The sequence below is a fragment of the uncultured Paenibacillus sp. genome (assembly GCF_963515335.1).
GTDB lineage: Bacteria > Bacillota > Bacilli > Paenibacillales > Paenibacillaceae > Paenibacillus_I.
In genome coordinates this window covers 14,968-34,630 of the sequence record NZ_CAUPYC010000008.1, presented here as the reverse complement: position 1 = coordinate 34,630, position 19,663 = coordinate 14,968, and the positions used below count along the sequence as shown (strand labels likewise).

General features: G+C 55.9%; 11 protein-coding genes. All 11 read right to left on the bottom strand.

From position 1 onward, the window contains the following. Positions 1-137: 137 nt before the first annotated feature. The 11 genes from RWM61_RS04870 to RWM61_RS04820 all read right to left on the bottom strand — a co-directional run bounded on the left by RWM61_RS04870 (position 138) and on the right by RWM61_RS04820 (position 19,648). On the bottom strand, positions 138-8,501 hold the full coding sequence (locus RWM61_RS04870) for a GH36-type glycosyl hydrolase domain-containing protein (protein ID WP_313998015.1): 8,364 nt from the start codon (positions 8,499-8,501) through the stop codon (positions 138-140). A gap of 228 nt (positions 8,502-8,729) precedes the next feature. Further along, positions 8,730-9,077 (bottom strand): hypothetical protein, encoded by a 348-nt coding sequence (locus RWM61_RS04865; RefSeq protein ID WP_313998013.1) that lies wholly within the window; start codon positions 9,075-9,077, stop codon positions 8,730-8,732. Between the two features lie 67 nt (positions 9,078-9,144). Beyond that, entirely contained in the window at positions 9,145-12,237 is a 3,093-nt protein-coding gene (locus RWM61_RS04860; RefSeq protein WP_313998011.1) for an SMC family ATPase, read from the bottom strand. Beyond that, positions 12,194-13,390: an exonuclease SbcCD subunit D gene (locus RWM61_RS04855; protein WP_313998009.1), complete on the bottom strand. Its 1,197-nt coding sequence runs from the start codon at positions 13,388-13,390 to the stop codon at positions 12,194-12,196. The genes RWM61_RS04860 and RWM61_RS04855 overlap by 44 nt, the downstream gene beginning before the upstream one ends. A gap of 139 nt (positions 13,391-13,529) precedes the next feature. After that, on the bottom strand, positions 13,530-13,901 hold the full coding sequence (locus tag RWM61_RS04850; RefSeq protein ID WP_399537916.1) for a sensor histidine kinase: 372 nt from the start codon (positions 13,899-13,901) through the stop codon (positions 13,530-13,532). A 51-nt stretch (positions 13,902-13,952) separates the two neighbouring features. Next, a complete protein-coding gene (locus RWM61_RS04845) occupies positions 13,953-15,035 on the bottom strand; it encodes a sialidase family protein (protein ID WP_313998005.1) in 1,083 nt (360 codons plus the stop codon). A 15-nt stretch (positions 15,036-15,050) separates the two neighbouring features. Next, positions 15,051-15,959, bottom strand: a complete 909-nt coding sequence (gene dapA / locus RWM61_RS04840) for a 4-hydroxy-tetrahydrodipicolinate synthase (RefSeq protein ID WP_313998003.1) — start codon at positions 15,957-15,959, stop codon at positions 15,051-15,053. 26 nt (positions 15,960-15,985) lie between these two features. Then, a complete protein-coding gene (locus RWM61_RS04835) occupies positions 15,986-17,035 on the bottom strand; it encodes an Ldh family oxidoreductase (RefSeq protein ID WP_313998001.1) in 1,050 nt (349 codons plus the stop codon). Between the two features lie 16 nt (positions 17,036-17,051). After that, positions 17,052-17,267, bottom strand: a complete 216-nt coding sequence (locus RWM61_RS04830; protein ID WP_313997999.1) for a hypothetical protein — start codon at positions 17,265-17,267, stop codon at positions 17,052-17,054. Further along, complete coding sequence (locus RWM61_RS04825) at positions 17,267-18,418, bottom strand: MFS transporter (RefSeq protein ID WP_313997997.1); 1,152 nt, start codon at positions 18,416-18,418, stop codon at positions 17,267-17,269. The genes RWM61_RS04830 and RWM61_RS04825 overlap by 1 nt, the downstream gene beginning before the upstream one ends. Before the next feature lie 81 nt (positions 18,419-18,499). Next, complete coding sequence (locus RWM61_RS04820) at positions 18,500-19,648, bottom strand: sialidase family protein (protein WP_313997995.1); 1,149 nt, start codon at positions 19,646-19,648, stop codon at positions 18,500-18,502. Positions 19,649-19,663: the final 15 nt, after the last annotated feature.

The following is a 19,663-nucleotide window of genomic DNA, read 5'->3' as shown; positions in this document are numbered from 1 at the left end:
TCCGTCCTTTCGCTGTCTACATTATAACTCACTTCATACCACCTTTACAGCGTTTTTGCAGCCAAATCCGCAGTGATTAAATCGACAAAAAGCCTCCCGTCCATCAATGGATTGCCGGGAGGCTTCCTTTTTACACGCTACAACGTCAGTACAACTGTGTGCACCTGATGATCATCCCGCAATCGGACGAAAGGGCCGTGCTCGGTGGCGTACTCACCAAGGTCGACTTCCTGCCCGTCGATCGACAACATGGTCTGTCCGCTCGATTTGTGTGACGGATTTTTGACGGTGATACGGTACTCTGTGCCCCCGTAACAGTAGCATGCGGAAAACTCCGGCCATTCGGTCGGGATGCACGGGCGGATAAACAACCGTTTACCCCGACGACGCAGGCCGAGAATCCATTCGATGCCCGCCTGATACATCCAACCTGATGCACCTGTATACCATGTCCAACCGGCATGTCCTTTATGAGGCTCCTCCGTATAGACATCGGCAGCCATGACGTAAGGTTCTCCTGCATATTTCCGAACTTCTGCCGACGTCTTTGTATGCGTGATCGGGTTGAGCAAGTGAAACAACTCAAACGCCTTGTCCCCATCCCCTAGTCTGCACCAAGCAATGATGCTCCAGATGACGCCGTGCGTGTATTGGCCTCCGTTCTCCCGAATCCCCGGAGGGTAACCCTGGATGTATCCGGGGCTCGGATCCGTCCGGTCGAACGGCGGAGTCAGAATATGCGCGACGGACAAGGTGCGGTCCACAAGCTCACGATCGAAGGAACACATGGCCTGCACAGCTTTGTCTTGCGGCGCCATTCCGGAGATGACGGACCACGACTGGGCAATGGCATCTATCCGGCATTCCTCGTTATGGATGGAACCGAGCCATTGTCCGTCATCGGTGAAGGCCCGACGGTACCACTGCCCGTCCCAACCCTTGTCATTGAGTGAAGCCGCCAGCTTCCCGTGTACATTCCGATAGTGATCCGCCCGCTCATGGTCGCCGCGGTGTTCGCACAAATCGGCGATCCCCCGCAAGACGTCGCCAAGGAACCAGCCGAGCCACACGCTTTCACCGCGTCCTTCCGCGCCAACCCGGCTCATCCCGTCGTTCCAGTCCCCGATGCCGATCAGCGGCAGCCCATGCTCGCCAAAGCGCAAACCGCGATCCAGCGCGCGCAAGCAGTGCTCGAGAATCGTGCCGCTCTGTTCGGACAAGACGGTAGGCTCATAACGTTCATGCTCCTCGTCACCCAGAGGTTCGCTGCGAAGAAACGGCACGGTTTCATCAAGCAGACTTTCGTCTTCGGTATGCTCCAGGTATCGGACCACGGCATAAGGCAGCCACAGCAAATCATCGGAAAAACGGGTGCGAATGCCGCGGTGCGTCTCTTCATGCCACCAATGCTGCACATCTCCCTCTTCATACTGGTGAGCGGCGTGCAGCAAAATTTGTGCCCGCGTAAGATCGGGCCGGCTATGCATCAGCGCCAGTGAATCCTGCAGCTGATCGCGGAAGCCGTATGCTCCACCCGCTTGATAAAAGGCGGAACGCGCCCACATCCGGCAGGAAAGCGTCTGATAAAGCAGCCAGTTGTTCAGCATAACGTCCATCTCAGGGCATGGTGTCGAAACGGCAACCGTACCGAGCACACCGTCCCAGAATGCTCGCACATCCTCAAAAGCCCGTTCGCAAACATCGGTTTCACGGTACTTTTGAGCAAGCCGCGCGGCGCTTTCGCGGGAATCCTCGCAGCCCAGCAGGATGCAGACGGTTTGCTCCGCGCCGGGCTCCATCATAAACTTGGTTTGCACCGCTCCGCAAGTGTCGTACAACGCGCCGGTTGCGCCCGAGAGGCGAAGCCGGCTCATGGCTGCAGGATCCTCAAAAGTGCCGTTTCGCCCCAGAAATTCCAGGCGGTCTCCTGTCCAGGTCTGTTCCATGTACGGAACGACAGTGTCCGTCTGAATGCTGCCTTCTGCCGCTTCTGCCGGCGCTTCCGTTTGCGGATGAACGGTTAAAAAGGCCGTCGCATCCCGAAAATTTTCCTGGTACGTATTGCGTGCCATAAGTACGCCGTTCCCTTCATCCCATTCCGTGACGATGAACGGAGAATTCCCTTCACGGTGCACGCCCAGTACCCATTCGGCATAATAAGTGACGGATAATCTTCGCGGTTCGGACGTCGTGTTGCGCAGCCGCAGTCGGATCACCTTGACGGGATCATCCAGCGGAACAAAAACGGTCATTTCCTGCTGAAGGCCGTGGCTTTCATGACGGTAACGCGTATACCCCCGGCCGTGCGACACCTTGTAAGGGGAGGCCGCATGGGTGCGGGCCGGTGCCATCGGCCAATATTCCCCGCTTTCTTCGTCCCGCAAGTAGCATACTTCCCCGGGCGGGTCCAATGCGGGATCGTTCGACCATGGTGTCAACTTGCATTCGCGGCTGTTGCGCCACCACGTATAACCCGTGTAAAGCTCGGAAGCAAGGCAGCCGAATCGCGGATTGGCCATCACGTTAATCCATGGTGCCGGCAAGTGGTTGCCGTTCTTCAGAACGATGCGGTACTCCCTGCCGTCCGGTGAGAAGCCTCCCCAACCGTTGTAGAACAGGTAATCGCTCGTTTCGGTCGCGTTTACGGAAACATAGCGGTTCGCCGGGGACGTAACCGGCAGCGGCTCATCAAGAACGCGGCTTTGACCCGCTGCTTTAAGCTGCGCCTTCAGACTCGGGCCATCTGCACGAAGTACGATGCGGGACACCGCAAACAACAATGACTTATCCTCATCCGATAATTGAGCGGCAGGCAGAATGTGCACGCCGCCATGTCCTGCGCCGTGTCGCCCAACGATCTGCTCCATTGTACGGAGAAGGGCTTCCTGCAACTCCTGCTGATACCCCCCTGCCGATTCGTTCAACATGACAAGATCGATAAACAGCCCGTTATGGCGCAAATATTCAAAGCCGGCGAGAAGCTTGCCGATAAAAGCCAGATGGGTTGTATCCGCAATCCGCACCGTGACAATGGGCCGGTCGCCTGAGACTCCGTGCGCCCAAAGCCCCTGCTGTCCTTTTGTGTTTGCGGCAATGCCGCGCTCACGCTCAGCCCGCAAAGGCGCAGCATACAGCGCACGTCCCGCCAGCAATTGAAAAACGGCTGCATCGGAGGATGTGATGTGCAAATGCTGAAGTTCGATTTGGCTCCGAGTCCATGCAAGCTGAAAAGACCTCTCCACTTGTTGTTCTTCCGACAACTGCCGAACGATGTCCAGCGCTTGGCTCTTCGTCTCTGCCCCGCCGGTAACCGCGATCAGACTGACGCGTTCACCAGGCTCGATGTCCAAGCGCCGCCGCATGACGAATGCGGGGTCGGCCACAGAACCCACCGTGCCGCCAAGACGGGATTCAAGTCCCCTGGGCCTGGCTAATGTGTATCCCCTGCCGATAAAACGAGCCCGGTCGGTTTCAAATTCCACGGGTCCGAGAGACGGATGGCCGGTCGATAAAGCGTGGAACGCCCACACGGATTTCTCTCCCGCATTGCGGGGACGTTTGCGGGCGAGCAGGCATTCCGCGCTTGCCTCATATTCCGTTTCAATAAATAATTTGGTGAAAGCCGGATGGGCTTTGTCGGCCTCGGGCGGCGCCAACGCGATTTCGAGAAACGTCGTCACCTCGATGATCCGCGCCTCGCTCCCCGTGTTGGTAAGCGTCAACCGGCGAACTTCCGCGTTCGCTTCGGGCGACACCGTGATTTCAAGCGTCGTCTGCAAATCCTCGTCCTCGCGCCGGAAAGTGGTGCGCTCTTGCGAAAACTGCACGCTCTGTTTGTCTGACGGCACGCGGCAAGGTTGAAAAGCCGGGGACCATACCTTATCCCGCGCGACATCCCGGATATACATATAGCTTCCCCAATGATCCGTCACCGGATCTTCCCTCCAACGCGAAAGAGCCATTCCTTCATACCGGATGAACCCGCTGCCGCTATTGGTCACTACCGTCGTGAACGACCCGTTGGAATGCACATTCACTTCAGGCACCGGCGTGTCAGCCGACAGATATTCCCGGAGCGGGGCAATCGTTGCCGGTTTCGGTTTTTGCATCCGCATCTTTCCCGATAATTCCCGATTCAAAATGGCGGCGCGTGGAGGAATACGTTCGATCAACAGCAGTTCTGCCGCCCGAACGCGTTTATCGCGATGAAAGTAATCATACATCTTACCCGGCAGCAGCATATTGGCAAGCGTCAGCAGGCTCATTCCCTGGTGATGCGCCATAAAACTTCGGATAACCTTGCAGGTTTCGCCTTCCGGCATTCTCCCGGGGGTAAAGTCAATGGCTTCGTAAAAACCATATGGGCCGCGTGCCCCGAGCTTCTCCATTCGAAGCAAGTCCCTCAAGCCGTCACGCATCGCGAAAGGAAGGGCCATGACCGTCGCATAAGGCGCCAGGACCAAATCTTGTTCGAGTCCGCGTTTGAAACCGAGGCCCGGAACGCCGAAAGCCCGGTATTGATAATTCATCTGATAATCAAACGCGTAATAGCCGGACTCCGAAACGCCGAACGGAACACCGCGTTCACGAGCGTATTCGATTTGCCGCTTCACCACGCCGCGGTACGTGCTGTCCCAGATCGTGTTCCGATATGTGCGCATCAGCAGCCACGGCATCATATATTCAAACATGGTCCCGGACCACGAAACCAACGTTGTGTGTTTCCCCTGCTTTTTTACCGTTCGGCCGAGCGCCAACCAGTGGGACACGGATACTTGCCCCAGAGCGATCGCAACAAAGCTTGTCTGTCTTGCCTCAGAGGCCAACAGGTCGTAAAGGATCTCATCACGTTCGCCGGACGCCGCATGATAGCCTAAGACGAATAATTTGGCTTTATGGTCATAAAGCGCTCGGAAATCTGTCGCCGTGATCAATGCCTCAAGACGGGCGGCCAGATTCTGTCCGCGTTCCAGCCAGTCGACAGGGGTCTCTTGCCGCGACGTTGACCGGTCATCCGTCTCCTTGTCGGATCGGCGGCCGCCGTTGCGCTCCTCCGTCTCCTTTACGGCCGCTTCCCCTGGACTGTGTTTCCCGAGCTCTACGGCAAACTCAACATACGGCCCTTCGTTTCTTTCGAATTCAGTCCGGCTTGACTGCTTGCTCATGGTGAAGTCGGACATCAGCCAATGGACTAACCCTTGTTTTACCGTCATCAAACTGGCCACGAAATTACCTGAGTCCACCGTAGAGACATACGCCGGCGGCAGCGTCGCGAGCGAGACGGTATCGTACCAGTTATAAAGATGGCCGTTCCATTTGTCCAATCGTTCGACGGTGCTGACGGTGCGCTCCAAACGCTCCACAAGCTCCGCTGTGTCGATAAACCCGAAATCCCGCGCGGCTAAGGCAGAGGTCAACAGAAACCCGATATTGGTCGGAGACGTACGATGCGCGACTCCGTTCGGAGGGTCGATTTGAACGTTGTCCGGGGGCAGCCAATGATCTTGAGGCCCTGCAAAATCCTCATAAAACGCCCAAATTTGTTTGGCCAACGCGCGCAATTCTTCCTCTTCCGCCGGGGCGAGCGGCTGCCCGTCTCGTACCGGAGGCTTGTCCAACCAACGGATACCAAGAGGAGCCAACGCCCAAATTAAACTAAGCATGAGGCCCATCCATGCCGCTGCCGGTTGCCGCTGCATCACTGCAGCCAATGCAAACAGGATGATGAATGCGTATCCGCCGCGCGCACCGAGCAACGCCGGATGATGCTTTCCCCTGCTGCTCCGCTCAATATGAGATGAACTGGTCCATTCAAGCAAACGGCGTTTACTTATATATAGCCGGTAAAGCGTTTTACCGATCGCATCGAGCAAAACCGCGCTTTGAAACGGAAGTGTCCAGATGGTCATCAAGACGTATACAGCTGTTGACAGCATCCTCCGGGGATGCCAACCGGTTCGCCGCATGACAAAAATCTGACGGATAACCGGTATAAACACGGTTGCGAACACGACAGCAAACCAGCTGACCGGAGAGCCGGGAAGAACAGTTAAACCAAGTGCCAGAAGCGCGAAATAAGCGATCGGGAGCAGGCTGCGGCGCAAATTGTCGATCATTTGCCAACGTGAAATAACGGATAGATCGACCGGCCTTATCGTTCCCCTTCGGTCGCAAACGCGCGGAAACAGCCAGCAAACCAGCTGCCAATCTCCCCGCACCCATCTGTGCAGGCGCCGTTGATAAGCGATGAATGCGGACGGATGGTCGTCGATCAATTCAATGTCCGACAGCAGGGCCGCCCGCAAAAAACCTCCTTCGAGCAAATCGTGGCTTAGCACCGTATTTTCAGGAATACGTTCGCACAAGATCTCGGCAAACACATCCACATCAAAAATCCCTTTTCCCGTGAAAATCCCCTGATCCAGTGCGTCCTGATAAGGATCGGAAGCGGCAAACGCGTACGGGTCCAATCCCGGCTCCGACCAATAGTAGGCAAGCCGCGACCGCATGGCCGACTCGTGGCTGATTCCGATGCGCGGCTGCAACACGCCATACCCTTCAACGACCCGGGTTCGCGAATGATTTAAACGGGGTCTGTTATAAGGCAGATGGAGCGTGCCGATCATCCGCTGTGCGCTTCCCATAGGGAGCTGTGTGTCTGCGTCCAACGTAATGATGTAGCGGACGTGGGGCAACACGGTCGTATCACCCGTCATAAAGTCGTAGCTCGTCTGCGTACCGCCTTTAAGCAGTTCGACGAATTCCACCAATTTTCCGCGCTTGCGTTCCCAGCCCATGAACACTCCCTCATCGGGGTTCCACTTTCTGCGACGCTGAAAAAAGTGAAAGGTTGTTCCACCGGGGCTGAAATACGTACGGTTAAGCGTCTCGATTCTTTCTTTTGCCAATGCCATGAGCGTTTCATCTCCCGGGAGCCTCTCCTCCCGGGCATCGGTAAAATCCCCCAAAATGGCATAATGGATGTTTGGATCGCGGTTGGCCAGATAATGGATTTCCAAACGATCCGCCAATTCCCCTACTTCTTCAGGTGTGGACCAGATGGCGGGAATGACGACCATCGTGGCAGCTTCTAACGGGACTCCGTTTGAAAAATCATAACGCAGCAGAGGGCGGGGGCGGCAGAAGCGTTCGATTCCAAAATGATGCCAAGCGATAACCCACTCGCTTACGGGAAGGGACAGCGCAAGCGACACCGCTGCCCACCCTTGCGGTGTTAAGCCGCGTCCACTGCCGATCCAAGCGGCAGCGGCAATCAAAGCAGACGCGAACAATCCGATGAGCAGAGCAAAATAAGTGCCGGCAGCCCGTCGGAAAATGCCGGCTCCCGGAAAATTCCGGGGATGGCCGCATTGCCGCAACGATTGCATCAACTTTCTTATTCCGGCAGGTTCGAATAAATAATAAGCGGCAAATGTCGGGCGAGGCAGGTCACCCGTCTGGGCCGCAAGAGATATCTCACGATCCCCGGACACCCATTCCTTCTCTTCCTTCGCGAGTGCCACGGAATGACTTGCGATCAAGTTTTCGGGCATACGCATACGACGGGCCAATACTTCTATGCGATCGAGAATCTCATTCCTGCTGTAAGAATCAAGCAGAGGATAAACGCCCGTGCTTTCCTGACGAAGCGTTCGGTCGAGCAAGCTTATCCGTTCGAACAGGCCATTCCAGTCCCCGCGCTCGTTTCTGCGTAAGCTCGTAATCAAATTTCCAGCCGTCACCTGATAGGCGGCCTGAAGCTGATGCTCGTAGGATACGATGCGATCGAGGTCGTCTGCACCGTTCTCAAATTTGCACATCAACCATTCGCGCACGGAAGCGGAATCGTCGGCCCACTCCCGCAGGTGACTGATCAAGTGAACGATCCATGGACCGGATAGCGGAACGGCCTGACCCGCCGCTTCCAATTGTGCGTTGATCGCTTCCGGATTTAACTTGGAAGGCTCTAGCCGTGAAAGCAACCGTTCAACTTCCATGCACACCTCTCGGCGATCACGCGCGAGTGCCATCGTTTCAGCCAGCCTTTTGATCAAGGCCACCCGAAGGATGAGCGGGATGGACCGGGTCTCGGCCAGCGTCAATGCGGAAACTTCCTGATAAGCGTCCAGATAGGAAACAAAGGATTCCTCATTCCATACAGCGTCGACCTGCTCTAGATAATCTTCGCATAGAGATTGAATACGCAGTATCCCGTTCTTTCCCAATCGCGGCAAATAACCAAGCGAGCGATTGGATAATTGAGTTCTCACTTCCAATGCCTGTTCCTCGATAAATTCGGCATTATCGAGCAGCCATTCTTCCGCAGGCTGACCGCAACCTGCATGGCGATCCTGCAAAGAAATGACAAATGCCCGTAAACTCTCTATGTCTGAATCGAACTGATTCCATATGTATTTGGGCTGGGTTCGTGCTGCGGTCGGGTTGTGCTGCAGTGCGAGCTCACGTGCTTTTTGACGAAGTTTTTCCGTGTTATATGCCATTGGCTCCTCCGGAGAATCAGTTGGTCAAATATTCAAGCAGTACCGTTCGCAACAGGATAACGAAGAGTTCCGGACAATCAAATTATTGCCAATGTCGCATGGTTTTATGAGTGGCTATTGATTCGATCTTGATGCGCACAAAATAAAAAGCACCTGTTTTCAATAACAGGTGCTGCTCAAACTTTTTCGGATACGATTGACCAACTTGAAATCCAGCACGAGTATGTTTTACTTTTTATCCACTTGAAGCAGCGTTATGCTCTTGACCGAAAATGCATCTTTTATCTTCTCTTCCGAGATCACATTCAGTTTGATCAGGCTCGCAATCTTGGAGGCATCCGACTTGGAGAGCATGCGCCACACACCGGGGTCGGGAAGCGCTTCGTAAAGCTTGTCATCATCGTATTCCTTCCGCTCCTGGCGAACAATCTTCGCCTTATAATTTCCAACCTCAAGCTCAAAAACGCCTTGTTCTTTACAATGGTTCATGATATCGCCGCGCAGCTCCGTCAATTCCTGCTCTATCTCTTTTTGCTTTTGCTTCAGTTGATAATAGCGTTTCACTTTCTTGTCCATTGTGCTCACGCTCCTCTTTGCTACATATGTATGCCGAGGAAGCTATTTTAGGACAAGACAGTACCGGCTAACTGACGTAAAAGCTGGTGCAACTGTATCCCTCTCTTGTTTTCTTCACTTCCAGGATGGCGGGTATGGCCTGCTTCAGCTCCTGCACATGTGAGATGACGCCGATCATCCGTCCGGATTGCTGCAGGTCGATCAAAGTATCGATCGCCTTGTTCAACGACTCTTCATCGAGCGAGCCGAAGCCTTCGTCGATAAACATCGTCTCCAGCGATATGCCTCCTTCATACGATTGAATGACATCCGCCATTCCAAGCGCCAAACAGAGTGAGGCATTGAACTTTTCACCGCCGGACAAAGTCTTTACGTCCCTTAGTTGACCGGTATAATTGTCATACACATCGAATCCAAGACCGCTCTGCCTGCCGCGTTTCTCCATACGGTCGCTGCGAACGAGGCAGTATTGTCCGCCCGACATCCGCTGCAGCCTCTGGTTCGCTGTGTGAATAATTTTCTCCAGAAACTCAATCTGCAGGTATCGTTCAAAGGATACCTTTTTGCCGTTTTCTCCCCGAACCACATCATATAAATCTTTGACGAGCTGATACTCGCGTTCGGCATCCTGCCAGCGGCGCTCAGCCTCCACGATATTCGCCTTGTATTCCGTACCCTTATCATAATGGTTCTCGGCTTGTATGTATCCGCTGCGGATGGCGTCAATGTATTGTTCCAGCTCCTGCATGCGCTGCTGGAGCGCAGCGAGATCTTGGCGTTCTTTGCCCGCGAGCGCCGCGGATAATTCCTCGATTTGCTTCGTTACCGAGGCCATCGATGTCCTATACGCTTCAATTTGCTGCTTCAGCGCCTCGCGAGCTGCATCCGTCATTTTCGCCGCTTTATAGGCTTCTTCCGTCTCAAATCCGGCCTGCCGGAGCGCCTCCATGTAGCTCTGGTTAGCCTTATCCCTGTTGGCCATAGCCTCGTTCTTCAGGCTTTCCGCATTGCTGCGGCCTGCTGCCGCCCTAATGTTCCGGTCGTTCGCCTCCCGGTGCTGCAGCTGGGCTTTCCTCCATGCGGCCTCCAGCTGCTTCTTGTTGTCCTCCACTGCCCGGATTCGCTGTTCCAGCTTCTCAAGGCTTCGCACATCCTCAGGCACAGCGGCCAGCGATTGATCGTGCAGCGCCTTCTCCGTCGCATGCGCCGTCTTCTTGTCATTGAACAAATTCAGAACAAGTTCTTTTTGCTTGCGCAGCTCATCCAGCTTGCGATCCAGCGATTCCAACGCTTGCTTGAGCGGAGCGAGTTCGGCATGCTCGGCTTTCAACTGCTTTTCCTCTTCAGCCAGCGCTTTCCCTTCCTTCACCAGCGCCTGGTAAGCCTCCTGAATCCCGTCCAAGCTCATACCCTGTTCAAGCACCTGCTGCTGTTTCTGCCGGATCTGCTGTTCGGTAGCTGTGAGTTTCGCCTTCGCTTCGAGATGCTTCTTCTCTGCCGTGGATTTCTCCTTACGCAGCCGTTCAAGCTCTTCTTTCGTCGGGATGTCCCCGGTGGCTGCCGCTTTCCTCGGGTGGTCGACGCTTCCGCACACCGGGCAAGAATCACCGTCATGAAGATGACTTGCGAGCCACCCTGCTTGACCCTCAATCCAGCGGTCCTCTACTTCGGCATACGCTCGATCCGCTTGCCCAAGCGCCTCTCTGTGCTCTCTTTCCTCTTCTTGTTCTTTCGCAGACTTAAGTAGCAGGTTGAGATATTCTTGAATCATTGCGGCTTGCTGCCTCAGCAGGGCAAGCTTCTCTGTCTTTGCCGGCAAATGAACGACCTTTTCTTCCAATTCCTTCACCCCGGCCGCTGTGGCCAATCGCTCGGATTGTCGTGCCTCCAGCTCATCCTGGGCCTTCTTGCATTGCTTCGACAACGCTTCAGCTTCTGACGCCAGCAGGATGACCCGCTGCTGTTTCTGATCGATTTCCTTTACGGTCGGCAAAAAGCCCTGGAGTCGGTCCAGCTCGCGCAAGGCCTGTTCCCTCAGCTCTTCTTTGCCCTCTTCCTGCTTATAATGCACCGCGGCCAGCTGGAGTGCCGCCTCCGCTTGCACGCATTCAGACAGGGCATCTTCGAAGAGCTTGCCTTTGCGGGCCAGTTCCTCTGTCATCTCGGCCTGATGACGCTCATAGACATGCAGGTGGACGGCTTGTTCCGCAAGTGCAAGCTGCACCGTTTTTTGCCGGATATCGTGCTCCTGCTCTGCCAGCTGTCGTCTTGCCGCGGCTTTCTGATCCAGGAGGACGAACTGCTCGTTCACATTCCGGGCTTGATGATAGACCGCCGTTTGCTCCTGGTGCTTGGCAGTTTCATCTTGCAGCTGCTGCTTCCTTGCCTTCATTTGCTCGGCATAATAATGGATCTCCAGATCTAAAGCGTCCAGCACCTGATACGTATTGTAATGCTGCTGCTGAAACACGTTATACAGGTCGGAGCCTTCACGCCCGGACAAAGAGCCTTTCACATTGCTGATTTGATAATCCCGAATGCTTTCCAGCTCCGAGCAGATTTGCTGCATTTGCTTTCGCTTTTCATTGAGATGATCGGCTACATATTTATACAGCCCGGTCTTGAAGATACGACGCAAGATCTCCTCTTTGTTCTCCGTCTCAGAAGTGAGCAGCTTGCGGAATTCTCCCTGAGGCAGCATGACGATCTGGCTGAACTGTTCCTTCGTGAGTCCAATGATCTCGCGCAGTTTCTCATCCACCTGGGACACGATGAAGCGGTCTGTCAGCGGAACCTCTTCTCCCTGGACGACTCCATACAGCTCATATCTGTCTCCCGTCGCGCCTTTATTGCCCGCCTTCACATGAGCCAGCTGCCGGAAGACGCGGTACGTCCTGCCTCTGAGCTCGAATATAAAATCAACGGAAGTGTAGGTTTGATCATCGGCGAAATGACTGCGAAGCATTTTGCTGTCGTCCCTGTCCTCCCCGCTTGCATCTCCGTACAAGGCAAAACAGATCGCGTCAAAAATGGATGTTTTCCCGGCCCCCGTATTTCCCGATACGAGGAACAACCGGTGCCCCTTAAGCTCCGAGAAATCAATTACCTCCCGATCCTTATACGGCCCGAACGCCGTCATCGCAAGCTTCAACGGTCTCATGGCGCTCACCTTCTTTCTTGTGAATCTCCTGCAGCGTCTCAATAAACAGTCTTTCCGTTTCCGTCGACAGCTCGGTACCTCTTACTTCTTTATAAAAAGCTTTGAACAGCGAAAGCTCATCCATCCTCGCTCGTCCATCAACCGCTGAAGATTCCCCTGCCAGCCCGGAGACGGCCGCCTTCCGTTCTACGTGCATCGCATTCGGATAAACGGAGCGGACCCGTTCCATCGGAGACAACACGGACGCCTCGTCAAGCAAGCGGACAAACACGTAGTCGTCGTTTATCGGATGCCGCTCGATGTCCGCCATCAGGCCTTCTACCGTCCGCATGTCGCGCCTTGGCACCAACTCTTTTTTTACAATCGTTACGCCCCCAAGTTTATCTAGCTGAACCATAAAATATCCCTTGTTATGGCGTTCTTCCGAAATGGAATACTTCAGGGGCGAGCCGGCATATCGGACCGTTTCGTTCCCGACATGATGCGCCTGATGCAGGTGGCCCAGTGCCGTGTAATGGAATCCTTGAAAATGTTTGGCGCTGACGTGCTCTGCCCCGCCGATGGACAGCGGTCGTTCCGAGTCGCTTGTATTATCCTGAGCTTCACCGCCAGGCGTTACAAAAGCATGTCCGACGAACACATGACGGGCACTCGGGTTCATCGTTGCTCTGATGGTTTCGGTGATCTTCCTCATGGCTTCATCATGCGTTTTGATAGGGTCATCGCCAAGCAAATAGCGCACTTTTCCGGGCTCGGCATATGGAATGAGATGAAAATGAACCTCTCCATCCTCATCACGCAGCACGACGGGATCGAATGGATAGGCAAGTTCACCCGCGATATGCAAGCCTGACGCTTTCATAATGCTGCTGCCGAAATCAAGGCGGCTCGGGCTGTCGTGATTGCCGGCGACCGCCAGCACAGGGATTTTCAATTGAAGAACAATCGTTTCCAGCACGCTGTCCAGCAATTGCACGGCTTCAGTCGGCGGAACCGCACGATCGTATAGATCGCCTGCGATCACGATGACATCCGGCTTTTCCGCCTCTACATCCTTTATGAACTGTTCAAGGACATATTGCTGATCCTCCGTCATATAAACGCCTTGCACCAGCTTGCCGAGATGCCAATCGGCCGTGTGGAATATTTTCATAGTACCAGCCCGTCCTCTCAGGTAAATGATTACGGTACCCGACCCTGTCACAGGTACCGCCTGTATGATGTAGCCCTATTATATCAAAAGTTCTCTGACAACGGGTTGCCAGAGAACTTTTGTTCGCAGGATATTTTACTCATTTAGAAGCGACGGAAGAAGTTTGTCCGCCGAACACGTGATGTTCAGCACTTCTGCCTTCCTGCGATTCCTCAGTAAGGGGATGCCTGATCTCGACTCTAAATCCTGCAGCCGGATTCGGATGCACCAATAGCCCAAACTTATGGCCAACATGCAGCTGCAGCCGTTTATGGACATTCACTAATCCGATGCCGCCAATCGCATCCTTCTCCGGAGGATGGTCCAGATTCACTAATGGCCCGCCCTGATAGCCGGGTCCGTTATCCTCAATGATGAAAACAATTTCATTCCCCTCCCGTTTTGCGGTCAGCTTGATCTTCCCTTTCCCTTCCGGAAGCTTGCTGATGCCATGCTCCACCGCATTCTCCATAATCGGCTGGCAGAATCAATTTACGAATCGGCGAATCCCCCGCCTCCATTCTCACACTTTTAGAATCGTGCCTCCGATATAGCGTACGCCGCCGTGCTGTTGGATCGGGTCTTCCTTATCGTTGAAGTAATAAGAAGCCAGAATTTCGCCCGGTCTCGCTTCAACGGCGCGCGGATAACCCAAATCGTTGCTTCCGCCGTTGTCGCGCAGGATCATTTCAGGCCCCCAGGTCAAGCCGTTATCCTCGCTGATCCTGGCGCGGATGCCGAACGGAGGCTGCCGGTAACCGTAAACGGCGAACAGCCGTCCGTCCTGCAGCAAGGTGAGATGCACGGTGTCCCCATGATCGTTGATGCGGGAAACGAAACGCCATGTCAGGCCCCCGTCATCCGATGCAAACAGTTCATCCCATGCGGAGGTCATGGCGGGTTTAACCCTCACCGCCACCATAATCCTTCCGTCCTTGAGGATCACGGGGGACGGACAGATCATCCGGTACTCCAACGCGTTCGGCATCATCGACACCATGGACCAGTTGCGTCCGTCGTCGAACGACGCGAACACGACCGGACGGTCATGCGGATTGTTTTTCGGCCGCGCCGTCAGGAACAGCAGCACGACACCGTCAGGTCTGACGATATAAGAAGGCCTGCCTTGATAACGGGGAATGCCGCAATCCGGAAGCATCACCGCTTCGCTCCACGTCTCCCCGCCATCACGGGACATTTTCACCCATGGCTGCGCATGGTCGACCGCCGAGTTCGGGGTGCACCAGCAGGCGAGCAGCGTATTCGGATCCCGGAAATCAAACGGTTCGGCCAATTGGTGCTTGACTCCGTAACGCAGCTCGTCCTGCAGCCGGTTATTGTCGGCGATATCGCTTGGAGCGCTCCAGGTTCTCCCGCCGTCCCGCGTCCGAACCGCGCGGATTCTGCCGAATGTTTCCACCCGGTCATGGTTGAGGGTGCCCGGCACCGCATAGTCGCACGCAATGTTCATAAAAGCGACCAGGATGTTGTCCTCATCGATCTTCCACATGCCGGCGTTAAAAGGCCAAGAGCAAAATTCATTTGCGTTGCGGTAAAGGTCGACCTGCATCATGCCTTCCGGCTTGTACGGTTTGGCGTATTTCATGGGTAAAATCCCTCCTTAGGCATTGGCGAGCAGCCCTCTTTGCCTATATTTCTCCACCATCCGGCGGACTTCCTCATCGGCTGCCGGGGTTAACGGAGCGACCGGACGCCTGGAGAGTCCCGCTTCAACGCCAATGCAATTCAGCACCGCCTTCAGAACGGAAGGCAGCGTGCCTAAGGAGAACGCGCTTCGCAGGTCACGAAGCACGCGCTGCGCTTCTTCCGCCTCCTCGAAGCGTCCGGCTTTCCAATGTTCATAGATGGAAGCCACCGCTTCAGGGAAGACGTTGGCCGTTGCCGCAATCGCGCCTTTGCCGCCGGCCATCAAGCTGGGCAGTATGAGGGAATCCGTTCCGGCCATCACCGAGAAAGACTCCGGTGTCTGGTCGATGTATTGGAGGATATTGTCGAAGCTGCCGCTGCTGTCCTTGATGCCGATGATATTCGGGATCTGCGCCAGCTGGCCGACTGTCTTCGGGGACAGCGCATTGCCCGTCCGGGAAGGGATGTTGTAGAGGATGACGGGAATGGAAACCGCCGCCGCGACTCTTTCGAAGTGCCGGATCAGTTCCTGCTGCGTGAAAGCGAGAAAATACGGCGTAATCACGGACAGAGCATCCACGCCCGAGTGCTCCAGCCTTCTCGCCAGCGCCACGGTCTCCCGTGTGCTTGAGCATCCGGCGCCGGCGTAAACCGGTATTCGGCCGCCGGCTTCCTCGACGAGAATGTCCGCGATCCTTACTTTCTCTTCAAAGGAAAGATTAAAAAATTCGCCGTTGGTGCCCAGACAGAACAGGCCGTGCACGCCTGCATCCACGAGCCGGCGGGTCATCGAGCGAAGCGCGGGTTCGTTTAATTCCTCCTGCTCGTTGAACGGCGTTACCATGGCGGGAATGATTCCGGTGGACAGCTGCATGTTAGGCATGATTAACTTCCTTCCTGTGAGATTAGTCAGAAACCGTATTGCTGCGTATCGATGCCGAGCTGCTCCGCAAGCTCCGTCAACTGCCCCAGCAGCTTACCGGCAATCGGAACACCGGTCTGCAGGCGGACGCGTGCGGTTTCGGCCCCCTTTTCGCCCGGCAGGTAAATCCTGCTCGTGCCGTCTCCAGACGCGGCCACCATGCCAAGCAAATCCTCCAGGCGAGCCTCGAACACTTCCAACGGCAGGATGCGGGCAATATTCAGGACGATCATCGAGCATCCGACACCTGTCGGAATAGGAGAGTCCGCCATCCGGCCCACATTCGTGCCGTAGTTGGACCCTGAGAGGACGCCGGATAAAATATCCATCACCAGCGCCAGCCCGTAGCCCTTGTGGCCGGCAATCGGGACAAGCGAACCCCCGCCCTGAAAACCTTCATAAGGATCGGTCGTCGGTCGGCCGTGCTTATCGAGCGCCCAGCCTAGGGGGATCTGTTCTCCTTTGTTCTGGGCCATCACCAATTTGCCCATCGCGACATTGCTGCACGCCATATCGAGAATGACCGGATCGCCCTCCTTCCTCGGGACGGCGAAACAAAGCGGATTATTGCCGAGCACGCGCTGCGTACCGCCCGTCGCCGCCATCAGGGCGGCTGCATTCGAGGTGACGAACCCGATCATTTTGGCGTCGGAAGCCATCTTCGCATAGGAGGAAGCGGCTCCAAAATGGCTCCCGTTGCGGATCGTGACGAAGCTGATCGTATGCCGGCCGGCCATCTCGATCGCTTTTTCCATCGCGACATGGGTCACATAGTGCCCCATTCCGTGATCGCCGTTCAATACGGCGGACTGTTCGGTTTCATTCTCCCACGCCAGCACCGGATTGCGGTTGATTCCTCCGTCCCGGATCCGGCGCGCATATACCGGCAGCTGCATGATGCCGTGCGTGTCCGTACCCTTGGCATCCGCATAGGCCATATGACGCGCGGCAATCTCCGCCTGCTGCCGCTCCAAGCCCAGCCGGAGCAGCGCTTCGGCAATGAAGCCGCGCACGTTGTCGATCGGAATGGAGACCATGCTCCTTGCCTCCTTTTTATAGGCCGTTCATAACCGATGCCGGCCGATTGCCGTGCACCAGAACATCCACAATGTTCCTCGCGCATGCGATACCTACCTGTGTGACGGCTTCGCGGGTGTAGCCCGCAACATGAGAAGAGGCCATAAAATGACCGAGCGACAACAGCGGATGCTCCTTGACCGGCTCGTTTTCGAATACATCCAGAGCCGCTTCGGCCAATCGTTGGCCCATCATCCTTCAGCCTGTGTGGGCGGTTGGCCGCCGCTTGCAGCTTGCCATTTGTAAATATGCCGCATGAACAGCAGGCTCGCCAGCACGCCGAACGTCCCGTAAGCAACGAGCGCCCGATCGATGCCGATCGCCGGTTGAACCAACGAAAGCACGGCGGACACGAGAACCCCGAGGCCGGCGGACACGATTTTGAAAAAGCTGAACACCGCGCCGAACTGCCGCTTGGCCATGCCGCTCAGCCACAGGCTGGTCGGCGCCATTGTCACCGTGTAGAAAGCCGACGATAACATAAACAGCACGATCGTCAGCGCGGCATTCGCTTGCAGCCCCAGAACGAGATTGCAAGCCGCGCTGAGCAGCATCGGCACAGCAACCAGCTTCGCCAGATGCTTTTTCATCAGAAATCCGGCGGCGACCGTGAAGAGCAGACCTGTCACCGAGCTCAGCGTCATCACATAGGTGAACGCCCGGCTGCTGACACCGAGCTCGTTCATCAGCTTGATCGGAATGAGCACCAGATTGACCATAACGACATGATTCAGCAAGCCGTTCAAGAGCATATACGTCATTAAAGGCTTGTCATGCAGCAAGGCATTCCAGCTGCCGATCAACCGGGACACGGATTTGCCGGGCCATTCGCCGTTCGGCGGCACGGCGTTCTTTTCCTCCGGATACAGCGACAAGACGCCCAGGCTCGCGGCCAGGATGACGGCAAATCCGAGGAAAGCCGCGAGATAACCGTACGAGATCAGAAGCCCGGCGCACAGCGGTCCGGCGATGGCGAAACCGATGAACGTGGAGCGGTAGAGCGTGTTGGACAAATTCCTCAGATTGTCCTTCACACTCTGGGAGATGACATTCATGCTGACGAGCAGAATGGCCGTCAATCCGCCGTAAACCGGAAACGTGGCGAACAAGGTCCCTTTGCTCGGAATCGCAATGGTCAGAACAGACGTGGCGGCGGTCATCAGAATGGCGGCGAACGCCGTCTTTTTGGTCCCCCACCAATCCGCAACTCCGCCCATCACGAGGATAAACGGAATCGAGACGATCAGGCGGAGGGAGCGGAGAAGCGCCAAATCCGATGCGGGCAGCTGCAGCCGTTCGACGGCATATACCGTGAAAACAACATCCAGGCCGCTGAACACCACGGATAACAGCGAGGAAATGCCCGCGATCGCCCATAGCTGCTTGCGGGATGCGGAATCCAGGTCGTCACCTTCTTTATGGCATTATCCGATGATCCATTGTTCCGTGAGCACGACGTGCTTCATCGCCTGCCGGTTGCCATAAGCGTAAGCGGCATGAAGCAGACCGTCACGCGTTTGGAGCAGCCACGGGTACTCATAAGTGCGGTTCAGATGCTTGTTTTCTTCCCCGGTAAAGCCGTCGCCCTGCTCGATTTGCCTGATGTAAGGCCAGGTGCGGCCCTCATCCTCGGACAGCGCGATGGACACCGGGAACCGCGTTTTCGGCCAGATCGTCGCCTGCGGATCGTCCCCGGCTTGAAAGTGGTTGTAAATGACGGCAAGTCTGCCGCTTTGAAGCTTGATCGCCCGGATCGAAGCATTGTTGTTCGGAAGCGTCGTGCGCTCCGGCTCGGACCACGTGCGGCCGTAGTCGTTCGAACGGCTCACATAAATCCAGTCCGCGGAACGGCTGCGGAAGAAGGCGCTGAGCCGGCCTTCTCCCCACTCGATGATATTGGGATGAACGCGGCCGCGGCTGGCCGGGATCGGATACTCGCTCCAGGTCAGGCCCTCATCCCGGGAGATGCGGACGAGACTGGTGTCGTTGCCGAACACCGTGTTGCCATCCCGCTTGCTGATCCACATGGGGAAAATCCAGTCGCCGTTGCCGAGCACCTCGATCGGCGCGCGGCAGAACGAACCCGGCGTTTCGGAGAAGGTCCGGGTCGGCCCCCAGGTATGTCCGTCGTCTTCCGACAAGCGGCAGCGGATCTCCGACGTTTCCTGCCGTGTGGCGGCGTCGACGTTGGTCGCCGGGTTGTAATGCTCTTTCACATCTTCGCGCGGCGCCTGGGCCGTATGAAGGAGCATGAGGGTTCCGTCCTGTTTTTGGAAAAGCACCGGGTTCTGTTCCGATCGCACCGGATCCTCGGACACATGTACGGGATCGGTCCATCGGGTCGCCCCGCGGGCCAATCGGGACATCACGATCCGGATGTCGCTTCGCCCTTCTTCGGTATCGCCTGCGAACCATACCATGAGCATATCTCCGTTGTGCAGCTCGATCAGGCTCGGGGCATGGTTCACAATATGCGGAGTGGCAAGGATCGCTTGCGCCGTGCCTTGGCCGGTCGAACGCAGGGTTCCGTCTTTGTGTGCCGAAACTGCGAGCAGCTCTGTCAATGTCGTCATATTCGGGTTTCCTCC